We start from the raw sequence: 25880 nt of genomic DNA, 5'->3' as shown, positions 1-25880 counted from the left end.
CGCCAAGCGGCCCAGGCCTCCCCCACCCGAGGCCCGAATGCCGCATAGCTTCAAGTTCAGGCAACGCCCCGCCCCTGGGATAGCCGCCTGGAATGACGGGGCTAGATCAACCATGTGACAGTGGGATGACAGCCGCACGGGAGCTGTCATGCAGGGCTCGCGGCCTGCTCCAGCAAAGCGGACAGACCCGGCTCCTCGACCAGGAGAGCGGCATCCCCGGGCGTGAACCAGCGCACTTCGCGTTCGTTCATCTCACGCCAGACCGGCAGATGGCCGGTGACGTCGAGACGATAGACGAAGACGCGGACGAGATCGAAATGCAGATCGCGACGCTTCCAGTAAAGATATTCGCCAACCGGTTCCTTGCCGATCTTGCCGAGCAGCCCGGCTTCTTCCTCGGCCTCTATGGCGGCCGCCCGGCAGTCCTTGTGGTTCCTCATCGGCCATCCCTTGGGGATGGTCCAGCGCCGCGTCTCCCGCGTGGTCACCAGGCAAACCTCTATCTTGCTGCGCTGGATCCGCAAGGGCAATGCGCCGACCTGGCGAAGCTCCGTGGCTGTGACGGGCGACTTGAGAGGATATTTGTCGACTCTGGCCATGTAACGTGAGGAAACCCTAACACTGCACTCGGCAACACTATTCATACCGCGAATATATCAAATATTCCTTAGCATTCGTGTGCCTTTGCACACCAACTTTGTTCTACCCCTTTCGAACAAGCGCATCTCTTCAAATAGACGACAAGCTTGCGGGCAGCTTTCCATCCCTTCGCAGGAGGTCAGACATTCTGGCATGACAAGACACCACATACGTCTCTATGTTGTTATTTTTTTGTCGTATGCAACCCCCTTTCCTGCAGTGGTCTCGCTTTGTTGCATTGCAATACAGACTTCGAGAGATGCACGAATATCCGGCCCACTCTCCCTTGAGACATGTGCGTCATGTTGATGCAACTTTTTGGGATTCATTGTGAATAACCATCATATTACCGAACAGTACAGGGTCGAATGCGGCGGCATTGTGTTGAAACTCCTCATCGCTTCGCTTATGGCGAGTGGACTGGGTGGCTTTCGATTCGGGCGAGATGTGCACAAACGCACGTCGTGCGTGATCATGGCCGGCTAGGGGTTCGCCGCCGGTACATTCTCACCTGTGCCACGGCACCATGAAGTTTTGGGCGACCCAAAACCGACCTTCCACGGTGAGGAAAGGAAGCCCTATGAGAAAAATGTTGCTTGCCGCCGCTTTCAGCTCTCTCGCTCTCGCCCTCGCCTCCTGTGGCGGTGGCAGCTCGAGCTGCACGGTCGAGGCTATTACCCAGAAGGGCAAAGACCTGACGGAAGCCATGACCAACGCCATGAAGGATCCGGCCAAGGCTCAGGCGAACGCGCAGACCTGGGCTCAGAAGGCGCAGGAGCTGCTTACCAAGGCCCAGGCTGCCCAGTCCGCTGGCGGCAAGCCGACCGACGAACTCTGCAAGGCCTATGACGAGCTGATCGCGGCCGTCAAGAAGTAAGCCTTCGCCGGTCAGACCGGTTCGATATGGCTCCGGGGTCCGCCTCGGAGCCCTTTTTATTGGTCAGATGAAAACGTCTGGCTGCCTGTCGGCCCAAGCGATAGCTTGGTGACGGGAGGTTCGCCATGCTCACTGATATTTTCGACCTGACGGGACGGATCGGCCTCGTTACCGGCTCCAGCCAGGGAATCGGCCTGGCCATTGCCCGCGGACTTGCCGGCGCCGGTGCGACCGTCGTTCTCAACGGCCGCAACCAGGCCAAACTCGATGCCGCCGCCCGCCAACTCAGCGAAGAAGGCCTCGTCGTGGAGACGGCCGCCTTCGACGTCACCGATCGCGCCGGCGTGGAAACGACGATCTCGGCCATCGAAGCCCGCCATGGCCGCCTCGACATCCTGGTCAACAATGCCGGCATCCAGCGCCGGGCGGCCTTCGTGGATTTTTCGCTCGATACCTTCCGCGACGTGCAATCCACCAATGTCGAGGGTGTCTTCCTGGTGGCGCAAGCCGTGGCTCGCGGCATGATCGAGCGGCGTTCGGGCAAGATCATCAACATCTGCTCGGTGATGAGCGAACTCGGCCGCGCCAATATCGTGCCCTATGTCACAGCCAAGGGCGCCGTGCGCATGATGACCAAGGCCCTGTGCGCCGAACTCGCCCGGCACAACATCCAGGTCAACGGCATCGGTCCGGGCTATATCGAAACCGAGCTCAACACGGCGCTGATGCAGGACACCGCCTTCTCCGCCTGGGTCGAGGCCCGCACACCTGCCGGACGCTGGGGCAAGGTCGAGGAGCTGGCCGGAGCCGCCATCTTCCTCGCCGGCAATGCCTCCAATTTCGTCAATGGCCACATCCTCTATGTCGATGGCGGCCTCACGGCCTGCGTCTGACGACCCTTGCGGCCTCGTCGCCCCGACAGCACTGCGACATGCGCTATTTTCCGGGCTGGGAAGAGACTGGTGCGGCCTGCGACGCTGCGGCCTGCCATGCTGCGAGCAGGACTTTGAAGTTGGCCGCCGCTGCCGCCGCCTCGCGGCCGATCTGCGGCGTCACCGTCCGAAACTCCAGCCGCGCCCGCAAGCCCCCTTCGAGGCCAAGCGTGCCGACGCAATAATGCTGGCCCGTGACCGGCAGGCTGTCGACGTCGCAGGAAACCAGGAAGGGCGTAGCGGATTTGGCATCGCGTTCGAGCCAGATTCCGCCGGGATAGATGTCGTAATCGCCGTCCGGCTGGGTGGGAGGCGGCGTGCCGGCCTTGGTCAACCGGTCCTTCCAGGCCTTGAAATTGTCGAGGTCCGGAGCCTGCGTCTGGAACATGCTGTCGCCCTTAAAGGAAGCGGGTTCATAGAGCCCGATGGTGACCAGCGAACGCGGCGCCCCGCTCGGCCGTTCTTCGCCGCGACACAGGAGGAGTGTGGCGGTATCCCCGCCGTCCTTGCAAAACTCCGCCCGCCAGCTTGCTGCCACGCCGAAGGGCTTGTCCATCGCTTCAAGCGTGAGCACCAACGCCTTGGCCGTCACCTCGGGCTGCGAACAGGCTTTCTCCAATCCGGCCTTGGTAGAGAAATTGACCTCCTCGTCGGCTTTCTCTCCCGTCACCAGCGTCAGGGCCGGCGGTCCGGAAACGCGCAGGCCCGACTTGCCGATCTTTACGCCAATCCCCTTGCGCAGGCAGTCGGCATAGGGGGTGGGTTGCGCCGCGGGGATCGGTGCGGGAGCCTGGCCCGCCTTTAGCGCGGGCGCAGGCTGCGGGTTTGTCGTCTCCGCACCCGCCATCGCCGCTTCCGCCACGGCGGAATGCGGGCCCGGGCTATGCAGCACAAAACCGCCCACAGCCAACACCAGCCCGATCGTGCCAAGAGCCGCCAGGCCGATACGTTCGCGCGCTTCCATCGTCTCTCCTGAACCGAACGCCCCGCCGGGCTAGCTCATTACACCCCGCGCAATAAGGCAAAAGTGGGAGAAATGCCACCAAGGCGGCATCGCCACTCCCCATTGACGGTCGAAAGCGTAAACATCGCGTGGGAATATGGTGGAATGGGCGTTGCCAACCGCGCGGCAGCTTCTCAAATTCACCCGATGCGGCTTTTCCCCGGGCCGCGTCCGTTCGAGGATCCCGCACCGCCATGACGCTCAAGCGCCTCGTCCTCCTGCCGCTGCAGGTCCTCCTTGCGATCCTGGTGATCATCGACGAACTGGCCCGGCCGATCTACGGGCCGCTGATCCGTCGTTTTGCCGCCCTGCGCCTTGTCGAAATCGGGGAGCGCGCCGTCGCGGCCTTGCCGCGTTTCGTCATCCTCATTCTGCTGGCCGTGCCCCTCGCCGTCGCAGAACCCTTGAAGATCTACGGCCTTCTGCTCCTGGGCCAGGGCCGGTTGGTCCGAGGCCTGCTCATCCTCGCCGTCGCCTATCTCGCCAGCTTCCTGTTGATCGAGCGTATCTATGCTGCCGGCAAGCCCAAGCTGATGACCATAAGATGGTTCGCCTGGCTCATGGGGCTGATCGACTGGGTTCGCCGGACGCTGCTCGACTGGCTGAAACGAACGCCCGTCTGGGTGGCGGTGACCGCCGCCCGCAATTTTGCGGCCCGCGTCGTCGCCGTATTCCGGGCTGCCGTCTCGCAGAGGCGCGGGTAGTCTTCCGGCCAACCGGGCGAAAGAGATTCGCATTAACTTTGCCTGTTCACTCTTCGACAGGCCCGCCCTGGCGGTGCCATACGGCCTTGTCGACGAAAGGGGTCGTCAGTCGGCCTCTATTGCCGCCACCGCAACCTCCAACCCGGCCGGCCCCGGCGCACCATTCAGAGAAGACAGGGTTATTTACCCGCTTTGGAATAACTCTAAAAATAATTCCAGAATTGCACAATTTAGAATTACTATGAACTATAATTTAGAATTGCTCTTATCTTTGATCCGCAACGGTTTTCTGCGTCACAGCCCCTTGTTCATCAGAATTGAACGCGTGTAATAGCTTGCCGATTGTTAATCTTGCATCGGCTGTGGGGGCGCGCAGGAACGACACAATGCTCGTACCATTTCTCATCATGCTCAGGGAGGGCATCGAGGCAGCGCTGATCGTCGGCATTGTTGCGAGCTATCTGCGTGTCACCGGGCGAAGCGCCTGGATGCCGGCCGTGTGGTGCGGCATCATCCTGGCCGTCGGCCTCTCCTTCTCCGTGTTCGTCGCGCTACGCGTCGCCAGCGCCGAATTTCCCCAGCGCACCCAGGAGCTGTTCGAGGCCGTCGTCGGCCTGATCGCGGTCTGCCTGTTGACCGCCATGGTGTTCTGGATGGTGCGAGCCTCGCGCAGCATCAAAACCGAACTGCAGCACTCCGTCGATGCCGCCCTGGCTTCATCAGACCATCAGGGCCTTGCGCTGGTCGGCATGGTCTTCCTGGCGGTCGCGCGCGAGGGACTGGAGTCCGCCTTCTTCCTGCTGGCGACCTTCGAACAGAATGTCGGCTATGGCGCGCCGGTCGGCGCCGCGCTCGGCCTGGTCTGCGCAGCCGTCTTCGGCGTGGCGCTCTATTATGGCGGCGCCCGCCTCAACCTGCGCCTGTTCTTCCGCTGGACCAGCGTCCTGATCATCTTCGTGGCGGCCGGCCTGGTGGCAACCGCGGTCCGCTCGCTGCACGAGGCCGGCCTGTGGAACCATCTGCAGGGCATTGCCTTCGACATCTCCGGCATCCTGCCCGGCGACAGTGCGCTCGGCACCGTGCTCGGCGGCTTGTTCGGCTATCACGACACGCCGACCCATGGCGAAGTGATCGCCTATCTCCTCTATCTCATCCCGGCGCTGTTGCTCTTCCTGATGGCGCCAACCTCCACCTCCCCATCCAAATCGAAGGCCGCACGATCGTGACAGCCCCGCGTATCAATTATCCGGCTGTCGGGGCCGGCATGCTCGCACTCATCGTGGCGGTGGGCGTCGGCACCTATTTCCTGGTCGCCAAGCAACCCGGCGCCGACGGGCCCAAGAGCGGCGATACCGTCGCCATCGCCGTCACGGCGACAGCCTGTGAGCCGAACGAACTGACAGTGCCTGAAGGGCGCACCACCTTCGCCATCACCAACAAGAGCAACCGGGTGATGGAATGGGAAATCCTGCAGGGCGTGATGGTGGTGGAAGAGCGCGAGAACATCGCGCCGGGCTTCACCCAGAAGCTGACCGCCAGGCTCGAGCCGGGCGACTACGAGATCGCCTGCGGCCTGCTCACCAATCCCAGGGGCAAGCTCAAGGTTACCGCGCTCGCCAATGCCCCCAAGGAGGTCAAGCCGAGCCTGACGCAGTTGATCGGGCCGCTGGCCGAGTACAAGGTCTATGTCACCCTGGAGGTCGATGACCTCGTCGAAGCGACCAAGGCCTTTACCGACGCGATCAAGGCCGGCGACCTCGCCAAGGCCCGTGAACTCTATGCGCCGACCCGTCAATCCTATGAGCGCATCGAGCCCGTTGCCGAACTGTTTTCCGATCTCGACAAGTCGATCGACGCCCGCGCCGATGTTTTCGAGAAGCTGGAGGCAGATCCGGCCTTTACCGGCTTCCATCGCCTCGAATACGGCCTGTTCAAGCAGGGCAGTACCGAGGGACTCGCGCCCTTCGCCGACAAATTGCAAGCCGATATCACCGAGTTGCAGAACCGGGTCTCGACCCTGGTCGTACCGCCTTCCAAGATGGTCGGCGGCGCAGCCGTGCTGATCGAGGAAGTCGCCTCCAACAAGATCTCCGGGGAGGAAGACCGCTACAGCCGTACGGATCTGTGGGATTTCCAGGCCAATATCGACGGAGCCCGCAAGATCGTCGAGCTGCTCGCCCCCCTGACCACCAAGGCAGATGCGGCGCGCCAGAAGAGCATCGACGACAATTTCGCCGCCGTGAATGCCATCCTTGCCAAATACCGCACGCCCGATGGCGGCTTCAAATCCTATGACGCCTTGAGCCAGGACGATCGTGTGGCCCTGCAAAAACCGGTGACGACGCTGGCCGAAAGCCTGTCGACGCTGCGCGGCACGCTGGGCCTCGACTGAAGGGGACAAACCAATGACCGACAAGACCCCCTACCCGCCCCAATCCGACACCGACGCCCCGCGTTCTCCGGGCCGGCGCTCGATGCTGCTGGGCCTTGGCGCCGCCGGCGGCGGCGCGTTGCTGGCCACCCTGCCGGGCCAGCAGGCGGCCGCGGAGGAAGCCGGTTCCACCGGCCATCTCAGCGACCGCGTGACCTATCTCGGCACCCACCAGGCCGGCGTCACCACCGATCGCCCCCCGATGGGACTGGTGGTGGCCTTCAACATCCTCGCCACCAAACGCGGCGATCTCGAACGCCTGTTCCGCGTCCTCACCGATCGCATCGCTTTCCTCACCCAGGGCGGCACGCCGCCGGCGATCGATCCCAAGTTCCCCCCCCCCGATTCGGGACTGATGGGCCCCGTGGTCTCCCCGGACAATCTCACCATCACCGTGGGCGTGGGCGCCTCGCTGTTCGACCAGCGCTTCGGGCTCGCCGACAAGAAGCCGCGGCAGTTGATCAAGATGCCGCAATTCCCCAACGACGCGCTGTCGGCCGAACTCTGCCACGGCGATCTGATGATCCAGATCTGCTCCAACACCACCGACAGCAACCTGCATGCCCTGCGCGATATCGTGAAGAACACGCCGGATCTGCTGATGGTGCGCTGGAAGCAGGAAGGCTTCGTGCCGCCGCCGCGCGCCACCGGTGAAACCCAATCGGCACCGCGCAACCTGCTCGGCTTCAAGGACGGCACGGCCAATCCCGACCACAAGGACGAGGCCGAGATGAATCGCCTGGTCTGGGTGCAGCATGGCGCCGCCGAGCCCGCTTGGGCGACCGGCGGCAGCTACGGCGTGGTGCGCATCATCCGCAATTTCGTGGAGCGCTGGGACCGCACGCCGCTCGGCGAGCAGGAAGCCATCATGGGCCGGCACAAGCCAAACGGCGCTCCGCTCGGCATGAAGGTCGAAGCCGACATTCCCAGCTACCACGACGACCCGGAAGGCAAGCGCACGCCTTTGGACGCCCATATCCGCCTTGCCAATCCGCGTACGGCGGACTCAGGCAAGAATCTGATCCTGCGTCGTCCCTTCAACTATTCCAACGGCATCACCAAGTCGGGCCAGCTCGACATGGGCCTGCTCTTCATCTGCTTCCAGTCCGATCTGGATGCCGGCTTTGCCACGGTCCAGCAACGCCTGAACGGCGAACCGCTGGAGGAATACATCAAGCCGGTCGGCGGCGGCTATTTCTTCATCCTGCCCGGCATTACCGACAAGACAGCATTTCTCGGCCAGTCCCTGCTGGCGGAGACCGCCTGAACGATCCTTCAACCTTGAACTGAAGAGAGAGAGAACCCCATGACACATCTCAAATGGCGCATGCTGCTGGGCGCCGCGATCATCGGTCTTGCCACGACCGCCAGCGCCAACGCGCCGGCCGTCTCCCCGCTGGATCTGGTCCAGCCTGTGGCCGACTACAAGGTCTACATCAGCAAGGGTGTCAAGAAACTGGTGGAGGACACCGCCAAGTTCACGGCCGCGGTCAAGGCCGGCGATCTGAAGAAGGCCCAGGCCCTCTACGCCCCTACCCGCTTTCACTACGAAATGATCGAGCCGGTCGCCGAACTCTTCTCCGATCTCGACGGCAGCATCGATTCCCGCGCCGACGACCATGAGAAGAAGGAGGCCGATGACGGCTTCACCGGCTTCCATCGCCTCGAATACGGGCTGTTCGAAAAGAAGAGCACCGAGGGTCTCGCTACCTTCGCCGACAAGCTGAACACCGATGTCGCCGAACTGCAGAAGCGCATCGCCGGCCTCACCATTCCGCCCGAGAAGATGGTGGGCGGTGCCGCTGCGCTGATCGAGGAAGTCGGCGCCACCAAGATTACCGGTGAGGAAGATCGCTACAGCCACACCGACCTGTGGGACTTCAAGGCCAATATCGATGGCGCCCGGAAGATCGTCGATCTCCTGCATCCGCTCACGGTAAAGGCTGACAAGGACTTGTCGAAGAAGATCGGCACGAATTTCGAGACGGTCGAGAAGATCCTGGCCAAGTACAAGACCAAGGATGGCTACGAGACCTATGACAAGCTGACGCCGGAAGATCGCACGGCCCTGCAGGGCCCGATCACCACGCTGGCGGAAGATCTTTCCAAGCTGCGCGGTACGCTCGGCTTGAACTGAGATCCAGGGCGGAATGCACTGTCGGGTGGCGGGCCTTCGGGCCTGCCCTTCGCTCGCCGCCAGGTCCGACCGCGGGCCATGGCAGGCTCTCTATTTGTCGATCAGTTCGATCGAGCGGGTCAATGTGACCTTGCGGTCGCCGACATTGTCCTTGAGCAGCACGTCGATGCGATAAGGCCCCGGCTTGTCGTTCGGCTCGAAATGAACGGACAGGGTCGAGCGGCTGTCGACCACGTTGAAGCGGCCGCCAACCTTCTCCTTGAGCGCCGTCACGCCCTGCTGCGCCGAACGGGGATCGACCGAACCGTCGGGCCCGGTCACCTTGATATCGTAGCTCACATCCGCGGAAAGATCCTCCTGCAGGGCCATGCCGGAAAACAGCACGGTCACGCCGATGGTATCGCCGTGGCGCGCCTGCGGCATCGCGCCGGTCAGGGCCGTCGCCTCCGGAGCGCCACCATTCGTCGTTGGCTTATCCGGCAGTTTGAGCATGGCGATGCTGCCTGAAAAATCACCGTCCCGGTCGGGTGCGGGCCTGAAGGTCTGGCTTCTGACCGCCAGCAGGGCATCGAGCGCCTGCTTGTAAGGGCCGGAGGCCTCTGCGGCCCGGCGCCGCAGATAGCGTTCCAACACCTCATGCTGGCGCAGATTATAGGCGAGGCCTTGCGCAGCATTGATGCGGATCGACTTGTCGAGCTCGTTGCTGCCGGTCAATGCCCTGCCCGGATCGAGCGCGTCGACCAAGGTTGCGAGGAAACCTGGATTGCCGGTTGCAAAGAAGGCTCCCCATTTGAGATCCATCTCCACCGGCCGGCTTGGTGCCAGCGTGTAGAGATTGCCGGGCTTGTCCCTGAGAAAGCCGGGCTCCTCATGGAAAAGCGACGCGATCAGATCGGCATTGCCCGATTGCCACAGGGCGAAGATGAGAACCGACTTGCTGTCGACCGGATAGTCGCTGCCGGTGCCGATCCAGCCTTCCACGCGCGCCCGATTCTGCAGGAACAGCATGGAGAAAAAGCCGGCCAGTGTCGCACGCGAAAGACCGGTGCCAGCAATCGTTTGCGAGTTCCTCATGGCAGCGAGCATGTCGGGCACCGCCGCAGGATCCTTGCGCACGTAAAAGAAGACGATGCTCTCGGCGAGCTTGAAAGCGGCTGCGCTCGGCAGGGCTTTGGCCGGTGGCGGAGAAGTCGGCTGGGGCGGCAATGCCGGCGGCGGTGGTGGTGAAGGCGATGCATCCTGCGCCGCAGCCGGAGCAAGGCAAAGGCTCATCAGGACGGAGGCCAGCAGCAAGGTGCGTATCAACGGAATTGCCATCCCAGCGGCGCCGCGGAATTGGGCGCCTGTTCCAGACCAACTTACGGTACAAGACGGCAAAATTGCGCTCGCCCCGGGACAAAATACCTCTGCAATACAGCTCTTCAGTCGGTCGCCGATCGCAGCGCCGGATAGAGCCCGCGCCAACGGGCCAGGGCCTCGACATAGGCCTGCGCCAGCACGGGGTCGGGCTCGATCGTCTCGACACGGTGGGGCGGTGTGCAGACCGCGAGAGGGTCCTCGCCGGTAACGGCCAGACGCGCCAGGCGCGCCGCCCCGAAAGCCCCGCCGGTTTCACCATCGGCCAGGCGATAGACCGGAAAGCCCAGCACATTGGCGAGGATCTCGAGCCAGAAGCGCGAGCGCGAGCCGCCACCGATCACGTCGGCGCCGGCAATTTCGGTTCCCGCCGCTGCCAGGGCATCGCGACAATCGGCGAAGGCGAAGGCGACGCCCTCCAGCACGGCCTGCACCATCGCCTCGCGTCCATTCTCATGGGCAAGGCCGGTGAAGGCGCCGCGGATGACGGTGTCGTCATGCGGCGTGCGCTCGCCGGACAGGTAAGGCAGGAACTGCACCGCCGACGGTGCCCCCGGCTTGTCGCCGAGCGGGGCCAGCAGGGCGCTCTCCTTGGTCTGCAGCACGCCGGCGATCCAGGCGAGACTCGAGGCGGCCGAGAGAATCACGCCCATCTGGTGCCAGGTCTTCGGCACGGCATGGCAGAAGGCATGCACGGCATGGGCAGGATTGGGCAGGAAGCGATCGGTCGTCGCCCACAGCACGCCCGAAGTGCCGAGCGAGAGAAAGGCCGAACCCGGCCTGATGGCGCCGAGACCCACCGCGCCGGCGGCATTGTCCCCGGCACCGCCGGCAAACAGAGGCGCTTTGGCCATGCCCCAGCGCGCCACGAGATCGGCCCGCAGGCGACCGGCCGGCTCGGACCCCTCGACCAGGCGCGGCATGGCCTGGCGCGACAGGCCGGTGGCGGCAAGCGCCGCATCCGACCAGTCCCGCCGGCCGACATCCAGCCAGAGCGAGCCCGCCGCATCCGACATTTCCTCGATCGCCTCACCGGTCAGGGCCAGGCGCACATAGGCCTTGGGCAACAGGACAAGGCGCGTCGCGGCGAAAATCGCCGGCTCGTGGCGGGCGACCCACAGCAATTTGGGAGCCGTGAAACCCGGCATCGCCTTGTTTCCGGTCACCGCACGCAGATCAGGCCATTTGGCCTCTAGTTCCGCACATTCGGCATGCGATCGGCCATCGTTCCACAAGATCGCGGGCCGGAGTGGCTGGTGGTCGGCCCCGAGCAGCACGGCGCCATGCATCTGGCCCGACAGGCCGATGCCCTCGACGGCGGCGATCTCCGTGGGGTGCGTCGCCTTCAGGGCATCGACGGCCGATATGACCGCCTCCACCCAGGCTTGCGGCGCCTGTTCCGAGAAACCGGGATGTGGCCGCTGCACCGTGAGCGCGACGTCGTGACTGGCGACGACGCGCTGCTCGCCATCCGCGAGCAGCGCCTTGACCGAAGACGTGCCGATATCAAGCCCTAGAAACACGCATTCCTCCGAAGAATTGTTCGAATCGATCATGCGTCAGGCTGGAAAGCCGGGGCAAGCCCCCTCCTATCGAAAGTGCGCGAGCATGCCGCCACATGGCAGCGAACCGCGAGTTTCACGGCCGTGTCACTGCGCCTGCCCTATGCAAGGGGCTCGTGGACCCCGACTTCCATCAGGGGCTGTAGACGGCGACGCCATTCGCCGTCCTGGCCAGGGCACCTACGCCCTACAGCCCCTGATGCTTTTTTTGTCGGAGCACGCCGGGTGGAGACGATACCGATCTTCGTCCCAGGCAGCGTCGGCGGTTCCTTCCGATTCAGCGGCTGATGTTCGCCCTCGACATGGGCCTGGTCTCAACCAGCGAGCCTGAAGGCCGCCTGCAGAGCTGGCGCGGATTGCATCGACCGCAGAGGTCTGTTCTGACAACGCCTGCAGTGAGGCAAACGACATTCCAGAGCAAGCAGCCTGGAACAACAATCTTATGAAATATTCGTAAATAACAATACAAATCTTCTACAATCAAAGAAATAACTCAAAAGCTTTACTGGCGCAATGTGCGCGTAATGTTCGCCCGTAAGATGATACATGTCTTTCAGGTGCTTGAGTCGAAACAGGAGAGATGGACCGAGTCGCTATTGGCTGTTCCCTTCTCTGGAGCAAAGCGCTCCTACCATTGGCTTCGATGCGTCCTTTCGATCCTTGCCAATGTCGCTGCGTCGCAAGACGCCATGATCTCGGCAAACCGCCGTCGCCGCCGAAAGACGACCCGAATGGAGCCCCTCCTTCAGGGAGGGCGTGGCTCCGGATCTGACAATCCGCGCACCGGCTCGCCGTGGCACTTGCCCCGCAGCAGTCGGCGCGTGCAGTGGAGTAGACACGTGCGTACGCAATTGCTCACCTCTCTCGCGGCAGGCCTGCTGGCCTTTGCCGCAGCCGGCTGCGGCCCCGCCCAGGCCGAGGACTATTATGATACTTCCTCACGCTATACGCCGCCCCCTTCCCGATCCTTCAGCGGCTCCTATGTCGGCGTGCATGCCGGCGCAGCATCCGCCAAATCGGCCAACCCCTTCGCCAAGGGCAACAGCCTCCAATTGGGCGTGCAGGGGGGTTACGACATGCGCCTCGGCCCGGCCGTCATCGGCGGCGAGGTCGAAGGCTCCAATCTCGGCGGCGCCGAGCGGCGGGCGCGGGGCGGCAAGATCAAGGAAAAATGGCGGGCCGCGCTGAAAGGGCGGGCCGGCATCGCCCTCGATCGCACCTTGCTCTACGGCACGGCCGGCTTCGCCTTCAACAAATTCGAGGGCACCGGCGGCGTCCGCGTCAGGGATGGTTGGAAGACAGGCTATCTGATGGGCGCCGGCGTCGAACAGGCCTTCTCCGATACGGTCTCCTTCAAGGTCGAATACAACTATGTCCGCACCCCTGGCCTGAAGACACGCTCGTCCTTCGGACACGCCAAGGAAGACATCGGCAGCCACGCTTTGAAAGCGGGCCTCAACTACCGATTCTAGCGATCGCTGTTGGGGTCCCCGACCGGATCCGGCGCCAAGCCGGATCCGGTCGGCCCTCGTAATGTCGGCGCAATCTTCAGCTTCTAGAGCCAAATACAGTCTGGAATCACCAATGTCCTTTCGTCGCGCTTTCGCAGTCGTGCTCGCCGCAGGCTCTCTCCTGCTGGCGGGTTGCGCTTCCGCCGTCATGAAGAACTATGTCGGTGGCCCAGTTGAAACGGTGATGCTGGATTATGGACCGCCGACCAGCATGCTCGATCTCGGCCCCGGCCAACGCGCCTACCAGTGGCGCAAGGTCTCAACCAATGTGGTGCCGGGCAGCGCCAGGAGCGAAGTCCGCCGGACCCGGCGAGGCACCGATGTCGAAACCACCGAAACGCCCGGCTATGTCGAGCGACAGGAATGCTTCTATACCTTCTACGCCCGCGCTGCTGGCGAGCGCTGGCTCATCACAAATTTCCGCAAGCCAAGCCTGGAATGCGAGTGATCCGGCCTCATTGCTGAGACTGGCACGAACCGAAGACGGACGAAGGCTCCCATGCGCATCCTGCTGATCGAGGACGAACCGGAAATGGCGTCCGTACTCAAGACGGCCTTGGAACGCCAGGACGTCGTGGTCGACCATGCCTCGAACCTGGCCGATGGCGAGGCAATGGCCCGCATCGGTTCCTACGACGCCATCGTGCTCGATCGACGCCTGCCTGACGGCGAAGGCCTGACCCTGATCCCGCGCCTGCGCGCCCTGCATGTCGAGGCGCCGGTCATCGCCCTCACCGCCATGAGCGGCCTGCAGGACCGGATCTCCGGGCTCGACGCCGGTGCCGACGATTATATGGGCAAGCCCTTCGCCACTGAGGAACTGGTCGCTCGCCTGCGCGCCCTGCACCGCCGCCCCTATACGTTGCGGGCCGACCAGGCCGTCGTCGGCCGCCTCACCTATGACTTCCGCCATCGCGAGGCGTTGATAGACGATCAGGCGCTCGACCTGCCACGGCGCGAGCGCCTCGTCCTGGAAACGCTGATCCGCCGGCCGGGGCGCACCATCATGCGCAGCACTCTGGAAGAGGCCGTCTACGCCCTCGACGACGAGATCGGCTCCAACGCGCTCGACGCGCATATTTCGCGCCTGCGCCGCAAGCTGGACGACCTTGCCGCCGGCATCGAGATCCGCGCCATCCGCAATCTCGGCTATCTCCTGCGGGCCGCCTCATGAAGCAGGCGCGGGCCCGCTCCCTGCAATGGATCCTGGTGCGGCGGCTGATCTTGCTGCAGGCAGCCATGCTCGTCTTCTTCATCGTCCTGTTCATCACCGCGCTCTCGGTCGCCAATCCCCAGCTCATGGTCGACAACGAGGCGGCCGTAGCCGCCATCACCGGCGCGATCGACCGCGATAAGGACGACAAGCTCATCGTCAGCGACACCAAGGAACTGGCCGACTTCCGCACCGAATATCCCTATGTCTGGTACATCATCCGCGACCAGTCGGGGCAAAGCCTGCGCGTGGGCTCTGTCCCTGCCGACTATGATCACGATCTCGGGGACCTGCTGCGGGCTGTCGATCACGCCAACATTGGCTTTGCCGGCAAGGGCGACGGACAGGAGATGCGGCCGGAGGCCTATGTCCAGAAGGCCGATACCAGAGCCGGCCCCGTACAGATCGTCACCTCCACCCTGCATTCGCGCGCCGAGGCCGACGGCTTCATCATCAACGTGACAGCCACCGTCGACATGGCCCGCAATCCCGACGGCAGTGCCAATTGGGCCCGGGTCCTCCCGGGCATCGTCGTGGGCCTTGCCATCTTCCTGGTGCCGATCATCGTCGTGATGGGGGTGACCACGCTGGTGACGACACCCGCCGTGGTGCGCCGCTCCCTGGCCGGCCTGGTCGGCACCGCCAATGAGGCCGCGCGCATCGATGTCAGCACGCGTGCCATGCAGCTGCCGGTCGAGAACGTGCCCCAGGAGATCGTGCCGCTTGTGCATGCCTTCAACCAGGCATTGGCCCGCCTCGCCCAGGGCTTCGACCGGCACAACCGCTTCCTGACCGATGCCGCCCATGAACTGCGCACGCCCATCGCCATCCTGCGCACGCGGGCCGAGTTGCTGAAGGAAGAGCCCCAGAGCCTGCGGCTGAGGCAGGACATCGAACGCCTCTCGCATCTGGCCCAGCAGTTGCTCGACCATCAATTGCTCGATCGCCCCGCCAACCATCGGCAGGTGGTCGACCTTGCCGACCTGGCGGGCCGCGTCGCCGCCGATTTTGCGCCGCTTGCCATCGAGGCCGGTTACGACCTCGCCTTCGAACCGCCGCGCGGCACGGTCGAGGTCGAAGCCAATGTGCTGCAGATCGAGCAGGCTCTTGCCAACATCATCCGCAATGCGATCGAACATGGCGGCGGCCATGGCACCATCACGGTGGCGGTCGACGCGGCCGGCGGCTTGGAGGTACGCGACGAAGGGCCCGGCATCCCGGCCGAGGAGCACAGAAACGTATTCGAGCCCTTCTACCGCCTGCACCCGCTTTCGCGCGGGGCCGGGCTCGGGCTGAACCTCGCCCGCCAGATCGCGCAGCTGCATGGCGGCACCATCGCGATCGTCAACGGCCCCTGGAAAGGCGCTCACGTGCGTATCGAGCTCCCCCTGCTCCGCGCGGCGGCCTGAAGATCGTCAGCCGCTCAAGCCCGGATGCGGCACTCGAGACCTGACATTAGCGCCTATCCTCGCTGGCGACGACGCCGAGTACCGGCAGGACCAGGCGCGGCAGCTCATGCGCCACGGTCTTCACGAACATGTTCTCGATCTTCATGGCCTGGATAGGCTTCATCGCTTCCGCGCCATAGATCTTCGCGATCTCGTCGATGCTCTGGTAGATCTTGGTACTGGCCGCCTGCACCGTCCTGTCCATATAGCGCAACTGCCCGATCGCTGTGCGATAGGCATAAAAGGCATGGTAGTTCGTCGAGCCAAAGCGTTCGAATTCCACGATGACCATCGCCACGCCGCCATCGTGGCCCACCATACGCGCCACGTCCTGCTCCGCCTTGACGATACGGATGGCGCCGCAACGGGCACCGAGCTGCGTCAGGATCCTCTCCATTCCCTGCATGGAAAGGCCGCCAAGCGCGCTGATGTCGATGCCGGCGGCCTTGGCGAGGTCATCCACCGTAACGAAGAGCTTGCCGTCGACCTTGGCACCGATTTGCGTGAGGGCCTTGGCCGAAGCAACCCAGGCGCAGATGCCGGCATTCGGATTGATGTCGACAATGAGCCTGGCCATGATGGCCCCCTTGACGGACCGGACCATCTGCGCCGCTTTGCCCACCGGCAGGATCGCGATGAGCCGCAGCCCATCCTGCCCGGCGCCGGCCACCGTGCCCTTGGCGAGCCCGTCCCCGAGCCGGAGCACATCGACAAAACCGGCACCGAACGTCATCAGGGCCTTGGTACCGGCTCCCACGATCATCGCGCCTTGGCTGTAGTTGGAATCCTCGACCCATTTGTCCAGGATCGCTTCGGATTCCTTCTGCTGCTGGCTCCACCAATCTGCGAGCTCAGTGAACTTCCACATGGAACCTCCGTGCAAGATCGCTTGCGCGCGAGGCCTCGCCGCCGCGCCGATCCCCTTGGGGTATAGGAGCGGGCATATTGGCCGACAGTTCCCTGGAGAACCCAGGGGAGGGAATCGTGCGGAAGCCGGCGCCGGTGTCAGCCGAAACGATGCGACAGCAATAGCCCGCGGTGTCGGCCCAATTCCGAAGCGGGCCCGACGCGGGAGCGACGCAGCGCTTCACAAAGCGGAAAAACTCGGGAAACACCCCTCCGCTATGGTGTCATCCTTCACACGGGAAGGTGCCGGACCTTGACCATCGCAGCCATGCTCTTCGTCATGCTGGCATTGTTGGGCCTCATCTATGTCACCTTCGACATCTGAAGAGGCCATTAGTCCAGCACGGCCAGACAGCCGACGATCCCCATGAGAATGGCCGCAGACAGCATCAATACGGTCTCGGCCAGATCGCCCCGGCCGGCGAGGCGCTCCGGCCGGACTGGTCCGGCAGACCCGGCGATGGTCTCGTCGCATGGCGGCAAGCCCGTCTGCCGCAGCGGCTCGCCACAACCGAGACCGAGCAGCAGATCGGCGGCCGTCGTGTGGAGGTGAGCCGAAAGGCGTGTAGCCATGGCTGGCCGCAGGTCGCGTTGCCCGCAGGCCCAGGCATCGATATCGCCCGCATTCACGCCGGCACGGCGGGCAAGCACCGTGGCGTCCACCCCGGCTGTCACCATGGCCGCCGCCAATCCGTTCGGGTGCGGCATATGATCGAGATTCAGCGTGATTGCATCGAACATCACGCACCTGTTTTCGGCGAGGCGTGAACGAGACGGGTGTTCGCCGGCAAGTGGAGCCGGCAGCCGTCCAGACATTCGACAAATGTAGGATATTGATGCGGTCCGCAAAGGCCGAACAGCGCTTCGGCGGCGATGGGGTAGGAACACATGGCCTGTCTTCCACGACGACACCTTCCGGTATAGGGCGCGAATCGCCCGAAACCTTCGACGTCTCCCTATCGCCTGCGCATATTGCGCGGACATTGCGTCCCTCGTCGGCCTGGTGGCTGCTCCGCGCAATACTGGCCGCGCGTGCCTCCTCCACACCGCACAAACAAAAATCCTCCGACCCGTGAAGGTCGGAGGATGCTTGTTGGCAAGTCCGGCAGACGGCTCAGATCAGGCCGTACTGCTTGGCCTTGTTGCGCAGGAAGGGCAGGCCCTCGGCCAGGATTTCCTCACGGCTGTTGGCGACAGGACGCCAGACCGACAGGGCCGAAGCGAGTTGCGGCGGCATATGGATGAAGCTCTCCATGGCCATGCCGCCCTTGAAGCCGATGCCGGCCAGACCCGCGAACACCTCGTCCCAGGCGATCGTGCCGGAACCGGGGACACCGCGATCGCTTTCGGACAGGTGGATATATTTGAGATGCTCGCCGGCCTTGAGGATGCCGTTGGCCTGCCCCTTCTCCTCGATGTTCATGTGGTAGGTATCGAGGTGGAGGAAGACGTTGGGCGCGCCGATGCGCTCGATGACGCGGACCACCTGCTCGGTGGTATTCATCATGTGGTTCTCGTAGCGGTTGACCGCCTCGAGACCGAGTTCCAGGCCGAGCGTGCGGGCATGGGCCGCCGCCTTGTCCATTACCTTGACGACCGCGTCATATTCGGCCTCGGTCGGCGGATTGCCGGTGCGCTCGCCGATCGAACCATAGACGACGCCGGACAGGGCCTTGGCGCCGATCTCGGCGGTCTTGTCCAGCGCCAAAGTGAGGAATTCCAGCGCCTTGTCCGGATTGTTGGTGGGTCGGGAATCATTGGGCAGGCCGAGCGAGCAGACGGCATCGACGCCATGCTTTTCCAGGAGTGCCCGGGTGTGGCCGGTATCGGCCTTGGCCGGTTCAAGCAGGGCGATCTCGACGAAGGCCAGCCCATATCGAGCAGCCTCCGCGATCGACAGTTCCGCCGCTTCGCGGGTCCAGCTATGCGACCACAGGCTGGTGTGAATGCCGAAGCCCTTCATGGCAATATCCTCAATGTGTTGGCTTTTGGGTGAAGAGGGACTGAAGGAACTCGCGAGCCCAGACCCAGCGCAGGATCATGACCGCGAGCAGGAAGGCGCCCCACATCGCCGTAGCGAGATGCTGGTTGGCGCCGAGGAGATTGAGGCCGGAGGCGATGACCTGCAGGATGACCAGGGCGATCACCACCGGGATCACCCGCCCGAACCCGCCGAAGGGATCGACGCGCCCGAGGAAGCAGGCAAGCACGGTGATCAGCAGATAGGCCTCGCCATGGCCGACGCGCACCGAATTGAAGCGGGCGAGCATCACCACGCCGGCAATGCCGCACATCACGCCTGAAAGCGTGTAGATCAGCGTCACGGACCGGCGGGTATCGATGCCGGAATAACGCGTCGCCTCGATGTTGGAGCCGATCATGCGGGTGGAGAATCCGAGGCGGGCCCGCGTCATCACCACATGCCAGAGCAGGGCCGCCGCCGCGAGGATCCAGAGCGGCACGGGAATGCCGATCAACGTGCCGTGGCCGATCTCGCGCACGAAATCGGGAAAGCCCGAAATGTCCCCGCCATGGGTGAGAAACTCCCCGAGGCCGCGCAGAAAGATCATCATCGAGAGCGAGACGAGGATGGGATGGGCGCCGGTATAGGCGATGATGACGCCCATCAGCCAGCCGGCCGCCGCACCGGTCACCAATGCCGCGGCCACCCCGAGGACGAAGGCACCGACACCGGCATCGACACCGCCATAGGATTGCAGCACCCAAGCCATGGCGAGGCCGGCGATGTTGGCCGTGAACGTCGCCGCCAGGTTGAAGCCGCCGGAGATGATCGGCATCAACATGGCGAGGGTCAGCAGGCCGAGTTCAGGCAGCTGGAAGGCGATGGAGGCGAAGGTCGTGGCAGAGAAGAAGCGGTCGCTGCTGAAACTCAGCACCGCCACGACCAGGACGAGAAAGCCGATCAGGCCGGCAATGTCACTGCTCAGCAGCTTTGCGAAACCGGACTTGCCGGCGGACTTTGAGGTCGATGTCGGTGTCATCAGGCCGTCCTCCGGGCAGTCGGCGCGCGCCGGGATCCAGCTTTCACGGAACCGATCAGCCGGGCGACGCCGTCGCTCGACAAAGTGATGGCGATCAGGATGATGGCGCCGATGATCATCTTGAAGGCATAGGGGGTGATACCGAGCAGGTTCAGGCCGTTCTCGGTGATGGCGACCAGGAAGATGCCGAGGATGGCCCCGAGCAGCGTGCCCCTGCCCCCGCCGAGGCGCGCTCCGCCGAGCACGACGGCGGCGAGAACGTCGAGTTCGCGGCCATAGAGCGCGTTCGGCACGACTTCCTGTGCGTAATGGGCCTGCATCAGCCCGGCAATGCCGGCCATCAGGCCGAGCCAGCCGAAGGCGAGATAATGCATGGCACCGATATTGATGCCCACGCGCCGCGCCGCCTCGGGATTGTCACCCATGGCGTAGAGTTGGCGGCCCGGCGTGGTCCTGCGCAGCAACAGCCAAGTGGCGAACACGCAAAGCGCCGTGACGGCGACGGGAAGCGTCAATTCAGCAGAGCCGTCGCCCGTCTCAACGCTGAACAGTACGATACGATCCGTCAGCCAGTCCGGCAGGTCGTAAAGCGAGACGCCGCCGGTGAGGAACATCAGCGTGCCGAAGAAGAGGTTGAAGGTCGCGATCGTCACCACGATCGAGACGATGCGGAAATGATAGATCAGCGCGGCGTTGAAAGCGCCGAGCAGGAAGCCGAAGCCGCCAGCGACCATCAGGCCGACCGCCCAATTGCCGCCACCCAGATGCATCACCGTCAACGCGGTGAGATACTGCACGACCGAGGCACCGACGGCGAAGGAGATGTCGATGCCGCCGGCGATCAGCACCACCAGCAGACCGGCGGCGAAGATCACGTTCACCGCCGAGGTATTCATCAGGTCGAACAGGTTCGACAGGGTGAAGAAGGTGTCGGTGGTGAGGGAAAGGCCCGCGACAAGGGCCAGGACCACCAGGATGAGCCAGCGCTCGGTGGCGCCGATCGGCCAGTTGCGCCTGTCAGGCATGCACATCCTCCTCGATCTTGTCGATGGACACTTCGCCCGGAATGTATTCGTCGATGATGCGACCCTCGCGCATGTGCAGGATGCGATCCGCGTTGAAATAGACTTCGGTGATCTCGTCGGAAATCAGCAGGATGGCCATGCCTTCCTGCGCCAGCCGGTGGATGATGGCGAAGATGCCGGCGCGGGCACCGACATCGACGCCGACCGTGGGCGAATCCAGGATCAGGAGCTTGGGCTTGGTGGCCAGCCATTTCGCCAGCACCACGCGCTGCTGGTTGCCCCCGGAGAGGGTCGACACCGCATTGTCGGGATCGGAGACCTTGATGGCGAGCGCCTTGACCCAGTCGTCGACCAGCGACTTGCGTCGCCCCGGTGAGATCAGCCGGAAGAGATCGAGCAGCCTGTCCAGCACGGTGATGGCCGTATTGTCGCCGATCGACTGCGGCTGGACCAGGCCGAGCTGCAGGCGGTCTTCCGAGACATAGGCGATACCGGCATCGATGGCAGCCCGGTTGGAGGCAAGCGACAGGGCCTTGCCCTCGAGACGCATGCTGCCCGAACCCGGCCGGGTCAGGCCGAAGAGCGAGAGGGCGAGTTCGGTGCGCCCTGCCCCCAGTCGTCCCGTCAAGCCCAGCACCTCCCCGCGCCGGATTGTCAGGCTGATATCCTCGTAGTCGCCCGGCCGCGTCAGTTTCTCCACCTGCAAGACCACAGGCGAAGCGGAATGATCGCGCGCCTGCACGGCCTGGTCGAAGGTCTTGCCGGTCATCAGCTCGGTCAGGCGGGTCTGTGTCATGCCGGCGGTGGGGTAGGTGCCGACATAATGGCCGTCGCGCAGCACGGTGACGCGGGTGCAGACATCGAGCACCTCGGCCAGGCGATGGCTGACGAAGACCACGGCGATGCCGTCGGCCGACAGGCGCCGCACAATTACCAGGAGCGCGTCGGTTTCAGCCTGGCTGAGCGACGCGGTAGGCTCGTCCATGAAGACCAGCCTGGCGTCGGCGACCAGAGCGCGGGCGATCGCCACGATCTGGCGTTGGGCGATCGAAAGCGTGCGCACGGGCGCATCGAGATCGAGTTCGACACCCAGCCGGTCCAGGATGCGCCGCGCATCCGCCTTCATGGCCGCATAGTTGACCAGGCGCGGGGCGCCGCCGAGATTGCGTTCGAAGGCAATGTTCTCGGCCACCGCCATTTCGGGAAAGAGTGCCAGGTCCTGCCAGATGACTTGGATGCCCAGAGCCCGGGCTCGCGCCGGACTGAGGCCATCTATGGTGCGCCCATCGAACAGCATCTCGCCGCCCGCTTCGGGGCGATAGACGCCGCTGATCAGCTTGATCAGCGTGCTCTTGCCGCAGCCATTCTCGCCGGCAAGACACAGGACCTCTCCGGGGAGCACCTCGAAAGAAACGTTTTCGAGCGCACGCACGCCCCCGAAGCGCTTGGAGATGTTGCGCAGGAAAAGCAGCGGCGTCGCAGGCGTATCGGTGATTGCGGCTGTGGCGGCCATGACGGTCTCCCGGCCAGGAGGGAAGGAATGAAACGAAACGCCGGCGCGCCGAGCCGGCGCCCCCAAATAATGGAGCGCGCCGGCAACGCCCGGTCGGTTCGCCAGGGCGGGAACCTCGCCGGCTCCCGCCTCTTCTCGCGGGGCCTACAGGCCCATCTTGGCGAGCTCGTCGATGGTATCCTTGTTGAGGGATACGAGCTGGTCGACGATGAGATTGTGCCCGTCGGGATGGACGACGCCCAGTCCTTCGATCGTGGTGCCGTCCTTGATCTCCTGCCCCTTGGCCACCATGGTGCCCAGGGTGACGAAGACCTCGCCGGCCAGCATCGGATTCCACATGAAACCGCCGGTCAGCGTGCCGTCCTTGACGAGTTTGCGGCCCTGCCCGGGAGAGAACGGGCCGAGCACCTTGATCTGCCCCTTCTTGCCCTTCTCGGCCACGGCGCGGGCGGCGCCGATCGGTCCCTGGCTGCCGAAGGCCAGGAAGCCCTTGAGGCCGGGATGGGCACGGATGAGATCGAGAGCCGTCGAGCGTGAGGCATCGACGTCCTCGGCGACGCCGTAGCGGTCGCCGACCAGCTTCATCTCCGGTGCGTTCTGCTTGATATAAGCGATGGCCGCATCGGCCCAGGCATTGTGCAGCGGCACGGTGAGCGAGCCGACGAACACGGCATATTCGCCCTTGCCGCCGAGCGCCTCGACCAGCTGCTTGCCATAGGCATCGCCGAAGCCCTTCACCGAAGCCAGCTCGAAATCCCAATCGGCCTGCTTCTGCTTGGGCGATTCATGCGTGATCACCTTGATGCCGGCCTTGCGGGCCCGCTCCAGCACCGGCTCGAGCACCTCGGCATCGTTGGGCACCACGCCGATCACGTCCACGCCCTTGGCGATCAGATCCTCGATGGCACGCACCTGCAGGGCCGGATCGGCGCTGGTGGGCCCGACCATGAAAGCCTCGACGCCGAGTTCGGCCGATTTCTTCTTGATCCCGGCTTCCATGGCATTGAACCAGGGAATCCCACCGATCTTCACCACCACGCCGATGACGGGCTTGTCCTTGGAAGCGTAAGCCGAACCGAGCACGCCCGGCAGCAGCAGCGAGCCGGCACCCAGGGCAGACGCAAGAAATGTACGGCGATCGAGCCTCGCCGCGCGAATGGAATCAGAATTCGACGCCATGGAACAGTTCCTCCCTCATTGTTCTGGCTGCCGCGGCTCCGAAATCCCCCGGCAGTTCACCTGAGCTAAATCCATTCAGCATTTGTTGTCAAGGTAGCTAAAAGGATTTAGCATTGAGTTGATGATCGAGTCTCCAATTCGATCCGCAAGACAAAAGAGGGGACGATGGCGCGCTCACCCAGCGGACGCAGGTCCACCATCTATGATATCGCCGCCGCGACCAAGGCCTCCCCTTCCACGGTCAGTCTGGTGCTCAATGGCAGCTGGACGCGCTACCGTATCAAGGAGGACACCGCCAAGCGCGTGCTGAAGGCCGCCCAGGACCTCGGCTATGCCGTCAACATGAAGGCCCGGGGCCTGCGCCTGTCACGCTCCGGCCTCGCCGGCATGATCATCCCCCATTACCGCAACCGCTTCTTCGCGGGCTTGGCCGAGGCCTTCGAAACCGATACGCGCCAGCGTGGCCTGTGCCCGATCGTGGTGAGCACCCAGCGCGACGAAGCGATCGAGGCCAGCGTTACCGCCACCCTGCTCTCCCAACAGGTCGAGTTCCTCTTCATCGCCGGCGTGCGCAACACACAGCCCCTCAATGCGCTCTGCCGCGCCGCCGGCATTCCCTGCGTCAATCTCGACCTGCCCGGCAGCGACGCGCCTTCGGTGGTTACCGACAACTATGGCGGCGCCCGCGCCCTCACGGAAAAGCTGATCGCCAAGCTGCGCAAACGCCGGACGGCGCCGCGCGACCTGCTGTTTCTCGGCGGCATCGCCGGCGAGCATGCCACCGACCGCCGCATCGAAGGCTTTCGCGATGCCGTGGCCGCCAATGGCCAGGAGGTGATGCCGGAGGTCTCCTGCTGCGGCTATCGCCCCTCATCGGCACGCGAGGCGCTCGCCGCCCGCTTCCAGGCGCTCGGCCGCATGCCGGACGGCCTGTTCATCAATTCCATCACAGCCTTCGAAGGGCTGGTGCAATTCTCCCTGCAGGTACCGCGCCAGGCCATGCGCGAGGTCAGCACGGTATGTTCCGACTGGGATCCCTTTGCGGCCCATCTGCCTTTCGACGTGACGATGACGCGCCAGAACGTCGAGGCCATCATCGCCGAAGGCTATGCTCTGGTGGACAATTACGTTCCCGGCGAGAATCCGATGGTGGTGGTACCGCCCGAATTCGCGCCGAGTTCGGAGCGGGAGAGCAATTGGCGCTGAGGAAAGCGCCGACGACACGCCCCAACCTCGCGGCAATCTACCATCTTGATCGCAACGCTTCCCCGGCCTGAACTGGGGATGCCAGAACGAAGAATGGATATAGCCGGGGACGGAACATCAGGATGAAGAAACTCAAGCTCTCGTCGGCCCAGATGGTCGCGGCTGCCCGCGCCCGCATCGAGGAAATCGAGACCAAGGATGCGATCGCCATGGTCGGCGACCCCAATGTGGTCATCGTCGACATCCGCGATCCCCGGGAGAGGCAGCGTTCAGGCTATATTCCCGGCAGCTTCCATGCCCCCCGCGGCATGGTGGAGTTCTGGGTCGATCCCGCAAGCCCCTATTTCAAGGCCATCTTCGGAGAGGACAGGAAGTTCGTCTTTCATTGCGCCTCCGGGTGGCGCTCGGCCCTGACCGTGGCAACGCTGCAGGACATGGGCTTTGCCGCGGCGCATCTCAAGGACGGTTTCTCGTCCTGGGAAAAGGCGGGCGGGCCTATCGAGTTTCCCGAGACCCGCGACGGCAAATGAAGCAGGCCGGCTCCGCGCGCTCAGGCCAAAACAGCCAGAATTGACCAACGCCTGACCTGAAAAACCGAGAGCGCCGAACGCCGAAAAAACATTTTTTTCAATGACATGGCAGGAATACTGGAATCGGCCTCACACCCGTTTCCTTATGCAATCCTGATTTGTTGGGGCAGCGCCGACCCCCTACCCTCACGGTCATTGTCGATATCAATCTGTCTGTCGCACATGACCGTACCCTATCTGCGCGAGGCGGGCTCGGCGGATCTTCCCGCCCTGGTCGATCTCGAAAACGCGGCCTTCGCCGGCGATCGCATCAGCCGTCGCGATTGGCGCCATCTGCTGACCAGCCCTTCCGCCCTCGTCATCGTCAGCGACGATACCGAGGGCCTCACGGGCTGCAGCGTCGTCCTCACCAATCGCCGCACGGCCGTCGCGCGGCTCTATTCCCTTGCCGTGGCGCCACGTGCCCGTCGGCAGGGCATTGCCCAGGCACTGCTCCAACAGGCCATGGCCAGCAGCGCCGGGATCGGCGCCCATCTGCTGCGCCTGGAGACGCGCAGCGACAATCTGCCCGCCCAAGCCCTGTTCAGCCGCCTCGGCTTTCGCCCCTTCCGCCGTGTGGCGAACTACTACGAAGACGGGGCCGAAGCCATTCGCTTCCAGCGCCTGATCGACCGCGACTGCCTCAGGCAAAGTGCGTTGCAGTAGA

General features: G+C 63.9%; 25 protein-coding genes. 14 read left to right on the top strand and 11 right to left on the bottom strand.

Annotated elements, in window-relative coordinates; all coding sequences use genetic code 11:
* Positions 1-146: 146 nt before the first annotated feature.
* Positions 147-599: an NUDIX hydrolase gene (locus BA190_RS02385; protein ID WP_068282026.1), complete on the bottom strand. Its 453-nt coding sequence runs from the start codon at positions 597-599 to the stop codon at positions 147-149.
* 620 nt (positions 600-1219) lie between these two features.
* Between BA190_RS02385 and BA190_RS02380 the strand changes: the two genes are divergently transcribed.
* Positions 1220-1516, top strand: a complete 297-nt coding sequence (locus tag BA190_RS02380; RefSeq protein WP_156771331.1) for a hypothetical protein — start codon at positions 1220-1222, stop codon at positions 1514-1516.
* A 125-nt stretch (positions 1517-1641) separates the two neighbouring features.
* Complete coding sequence (locus BA190_RS02375; protein WP_068282023.1) at positions 1642-2409, top strand: glucose 1-dehydrogenase; 768 nt, start codon at positions 1642-1644, stop codon at positions 2407-2409.
* A 43-nt stretch (positions 2410-2452) separates the two neighbouring features.
* Here the strand turns inward: BA190_RS02375 and BA190_RS02370 are convergent, their stop codons facing one another.
* On the bottom strand, positions 2453-3412 hold the full coding sequence (locus tag BA190_RS02370) for a hypothetical protein (protein ID WP_068282020.1): 960 nt from the start codon (positions 3410-3412) through the stop codon (positions 2453-2455).
* A gap of 233 nt (positions 3413-3645) precedes the next feature.
* Between BA190_RS02370 and BA190_RS02365 the strand changes: the two genes are divergently transcribed.
* The 5 genes from BA190_RS02365 (at position 3646) to efeO (BA190_RS02345) (ending at position 8723) form a co-directional block, all read left to right on the top strand.
* Entirely contained in the window at positions 3646-4155 is a 510-nt protein-coding gene (locus BA190_RS02365; protein ID WP_068282018.1) for a hypothetical protein, read from the top strand.
* A gap of 386 nt (positions 4156-4541) precedes the next feature.
* Positions 4542-5381: an iron uptake transporter permease EfeU gene (gene efeU, locus BA190_RS02360; RefSeq protein WP_068282013.1), complete on the top strand. Its 840-nt coding sequence runs from the start codon at positions 4542-4544 to the stop codon at positions 5379-5381.
* On the top strand, positions 5378-6547 hold the full coding sequence (gene efeO, locus BA190_RS02355) for an iron uptake system protein EfeO (RefSeq protein ID WP_305773771.1): 1170 nt from the start codon (positions 5378-5380) through the stop codon (positions 6545-6547). Before efeU ends, efeO (BA190_RS02355) begins: the two co-directional genes overlap by 4 nt.
* 13 nt (positions 6548-6560) lie before the next feature.
* Positions 6561-7853 (top strand): iron uptake transporter deferrochelatase/peroxidase subunit, encoded by a 1293-nt coding sequence (efeB, locus tag BA190_RS02350; RefSeq protein WP_068282011.1) that lies wholly within the window; start codon positions 6561-6563, stop codon positions 7851-7853.
* Positions 7854-7892: 39 nt separating this feature from the next.
* Positions 7893-8723, top strand: a complete 831-nt coding sequence (gene efeO / locus BA190_RS02345; RefSeq protein WP_068282009.1) for an iron uptake system protein EfeO — start codon at positions 7893-7895, stop codon at positions 8721-8723.
* A 90-nt stretch (positions 8724-8813) separates the two neighbouring features.
* Here the strand turns inward: efeO (BA190_RS02345) and BA190_RS02340 are convergent, their stop codons facing one another.
* Together BA190_RS02340 and xylB are read right to left on the bottom strand one after the other, a co-directional pair.
* Positions 8814-10040, bottom strand: coding sequence for a hypothetical protein (locus BA190_RS02340; RefSeq protein WP_068282007.1), 1227 nt, complete (start codon positions 10038-10040; stop codon positions 8814-8816).
* Between the two features lie 104 nt (positions 10041-10144).
* A complete protein-coding gene (gene xylB, locus BA190_RS02335; RefSeq protein WP_068282316.1) occupies positions 10145-11602 on the bottom strand; it encodes a xylulokinase in 1458 nt (485 codons plus the stop codon).
* 878 nt (positions 11603-12480) lie between these two features.
* Here xylB and BA190_RS02330 point away from each other — a divergent pair.
* From BA190_RS02330 to BA190_RS02315, 4 genes are all read left to right on the top strand, one after another.
* Complete coding sequence (locus tag BA190_RS02330; protein ID WP_068282006.1) at positions 12481-13113, top strand: outer membrane protein; 633 nt, start codon at positions 12481-12483, stop codon at positions 13111-13113.
* 112 nt (positions 13114-13225) lie between these two features.
* Positions 13226-13600 (top strand): hypothetical protein, encoded by a 375-nt coding sequence (locus BA190_RS02325; protein WP_068282004.1) that lies wholly within the window; start codon positions 13226-13228, stop codon positions 13598-13600.
* 51 nt (positions 13601-13651) lie between these two features.
* On the top strand, positions 13652-14326 hold the full coding sequence (locus BA190_RS02320) for a response regulator transcription factor (RefSeq protein ID WP_068282003.1): 675 nt from the start codon (positions 13652-13654) through the stop codon (positions 14324-14326).
* On the top strand, positions 14323-15774 hold the full coding sequence (locus tag BA190_RS02315; protein WP_068282001.1) for a HAMP domain-containing sensor histidine kinase: 1452 nt from the start codon (positions 14323-14325) through the stop codon (positions 15772-15774). Before BA190_RS02320 ends, BA190_RS02315 begins: the two co-directional genes overlap by 4 nt.
* A 46-nt stretch (positions 15775-15820) precedes the next feature.
* Here the strand turns inward: BA190_RS02315 and BA190_RS02310 are convergent, their stop codons facing one another.
* From BA190_RS02310 to BA190_RS02280, 7 genes are all read right to left on the bottom strand, one after another.
* Positions 15821-16681, bottom strand: coding sequence for a hypothetical protein (locus BA190_RS02310; protein ID WP_068281999.1), 861 nt, complete (start codon positions 16679-16681; stop codon positions 15821-15823).
* A 371-nt stretch (positions 16682-17052) separates the two neighbouring features.
* Positions 17053-17463 (bottom strand): hypothetical protein, encoded by a 411-nt coding sequence (locus tag BA190_RS02305; RefSeq protein WP_156771329.1) that lies wholly within the window; start codon positions 17461-17463, stop codon positions 17053-17055.
* Positions 17464-17833: 370 nt separating this feature from the next.
* Complete coding sequence (locus tag BA190_RS02300; protein WP_068281996.1) at positions 17834-18682, bottom strand: sugar phosphate isomerase/epimerase; 849 nt, start codon at positions 18680-18682, stop codon at positions 17834-17836.
* A gap of 10 nt (positions 18683-18692) precedes the next feature.
* Complete coding sequence (locus BA190_RS02295; RefSeq protein WP_068281994.1) at positions 18693-19721, bottom strand: ABC transporter permease; 1029 nt, start codon at positions 19719-19721, stop codon at positions 18693-18695.
* The gene (locus tag BA190_RS02290; RefSeq protein WP_068281992.1) at positions 19721-20746 is read right to left on the bottom strand and encodes an ABC transporter permease; all 1026 of its coding nucleotides are present in this window, start codon (positions 20744-20746) and stop codon (positions 19721-19723) included. The genes BA190_RS02295 and BA190_RS02290 overlap by 1 nt, the downstream gene beginning before the upstream one ends.
* On the bottom strand, positions 20739-22259 hold the full coding sequence (locus BA190_RS02285) for a sugar ABC transporter ATP-binding protein (RefSeq protein ID WP_068281990.1): 1521 nt from the start codon (positions 22257-22259) through the stop codon (positions 20739-20741). The genes BA190_RS02290 and BA190_RS02285 overlap by 8 nt, the downstream gene beginning before the upstream one ends.
* A gap of 144 nt (positions 22260-22403) precedes the next feature.
* Positions 22404-23438: a substrate-binding domain-containing protein gene (locus BA190_RS02280; RefSeq protein ID WP_068281988.1), complete on the bottom strand. Its 1035-nt coding sequence runs from the start codon at positions 23436-23438 to the stop codon at positions 22404-22406.
* Positions 23439-23603: 165 nt separating this feature from the next.
* On the opposite strand from BA190_RS02280, the gene BA190_RS02275 reads away from it, so the two are divergent.
* From BA190_RS02275 to BA190_RS02265, 3 genes are all read left to right on the top strand, one after another.
* The gene (locus BA190_RS02275; protein WP_068281983.1) at positions 23604-24644 is read left to right on the top strand and encodes a LacI family DNA-binding transcriptional regulator; all 1041 of its coding nucleotides are present in this window, start codon (positions 23604-23606) and stop codon (positions 24642-24644) included.
* A gap of 122 nt (positions 24645-24766) precedes the next feature.
* Positions 24767-25174: a rhodanese-like domain-containing protein gene (locus tag BA190_RS02270; RefSeq protein ID WP_068281982.1), complete on the top strand. Its 408-nt coding sequence runs from the start codon at positions 24767-24769 to the stop codon at positions 25172-25174.
* Positions 25175-25396: 222 nt separating this feature from the next.
* Positions 25397-25879, top strand: coding sequence for a GNAT family N-acetyltransferase (locus tag BA190_RS02265; protein ID WP_068281980.1), 483 nt, complete (start codon positions 25397-25399; stop codon positions 25877-25879).
* The last annotated feature ends 1 nt before the right edge of the window (position 25880 follow it).

This window comes from Labrys sp. WJW, assembly GCF_001676615.1.
Classification (GTDB): Bacteria; Pseudomonadota; Alphaproteobacteria; order Rhizobiales; family Labraceae; genus Labrys; species Labrys sedimenti.
The sequence above is the reverse complement of the archived record's forward strand: the minus strand, read 5'-3'. Positions and strand labels throughout refer to the sequence as shown.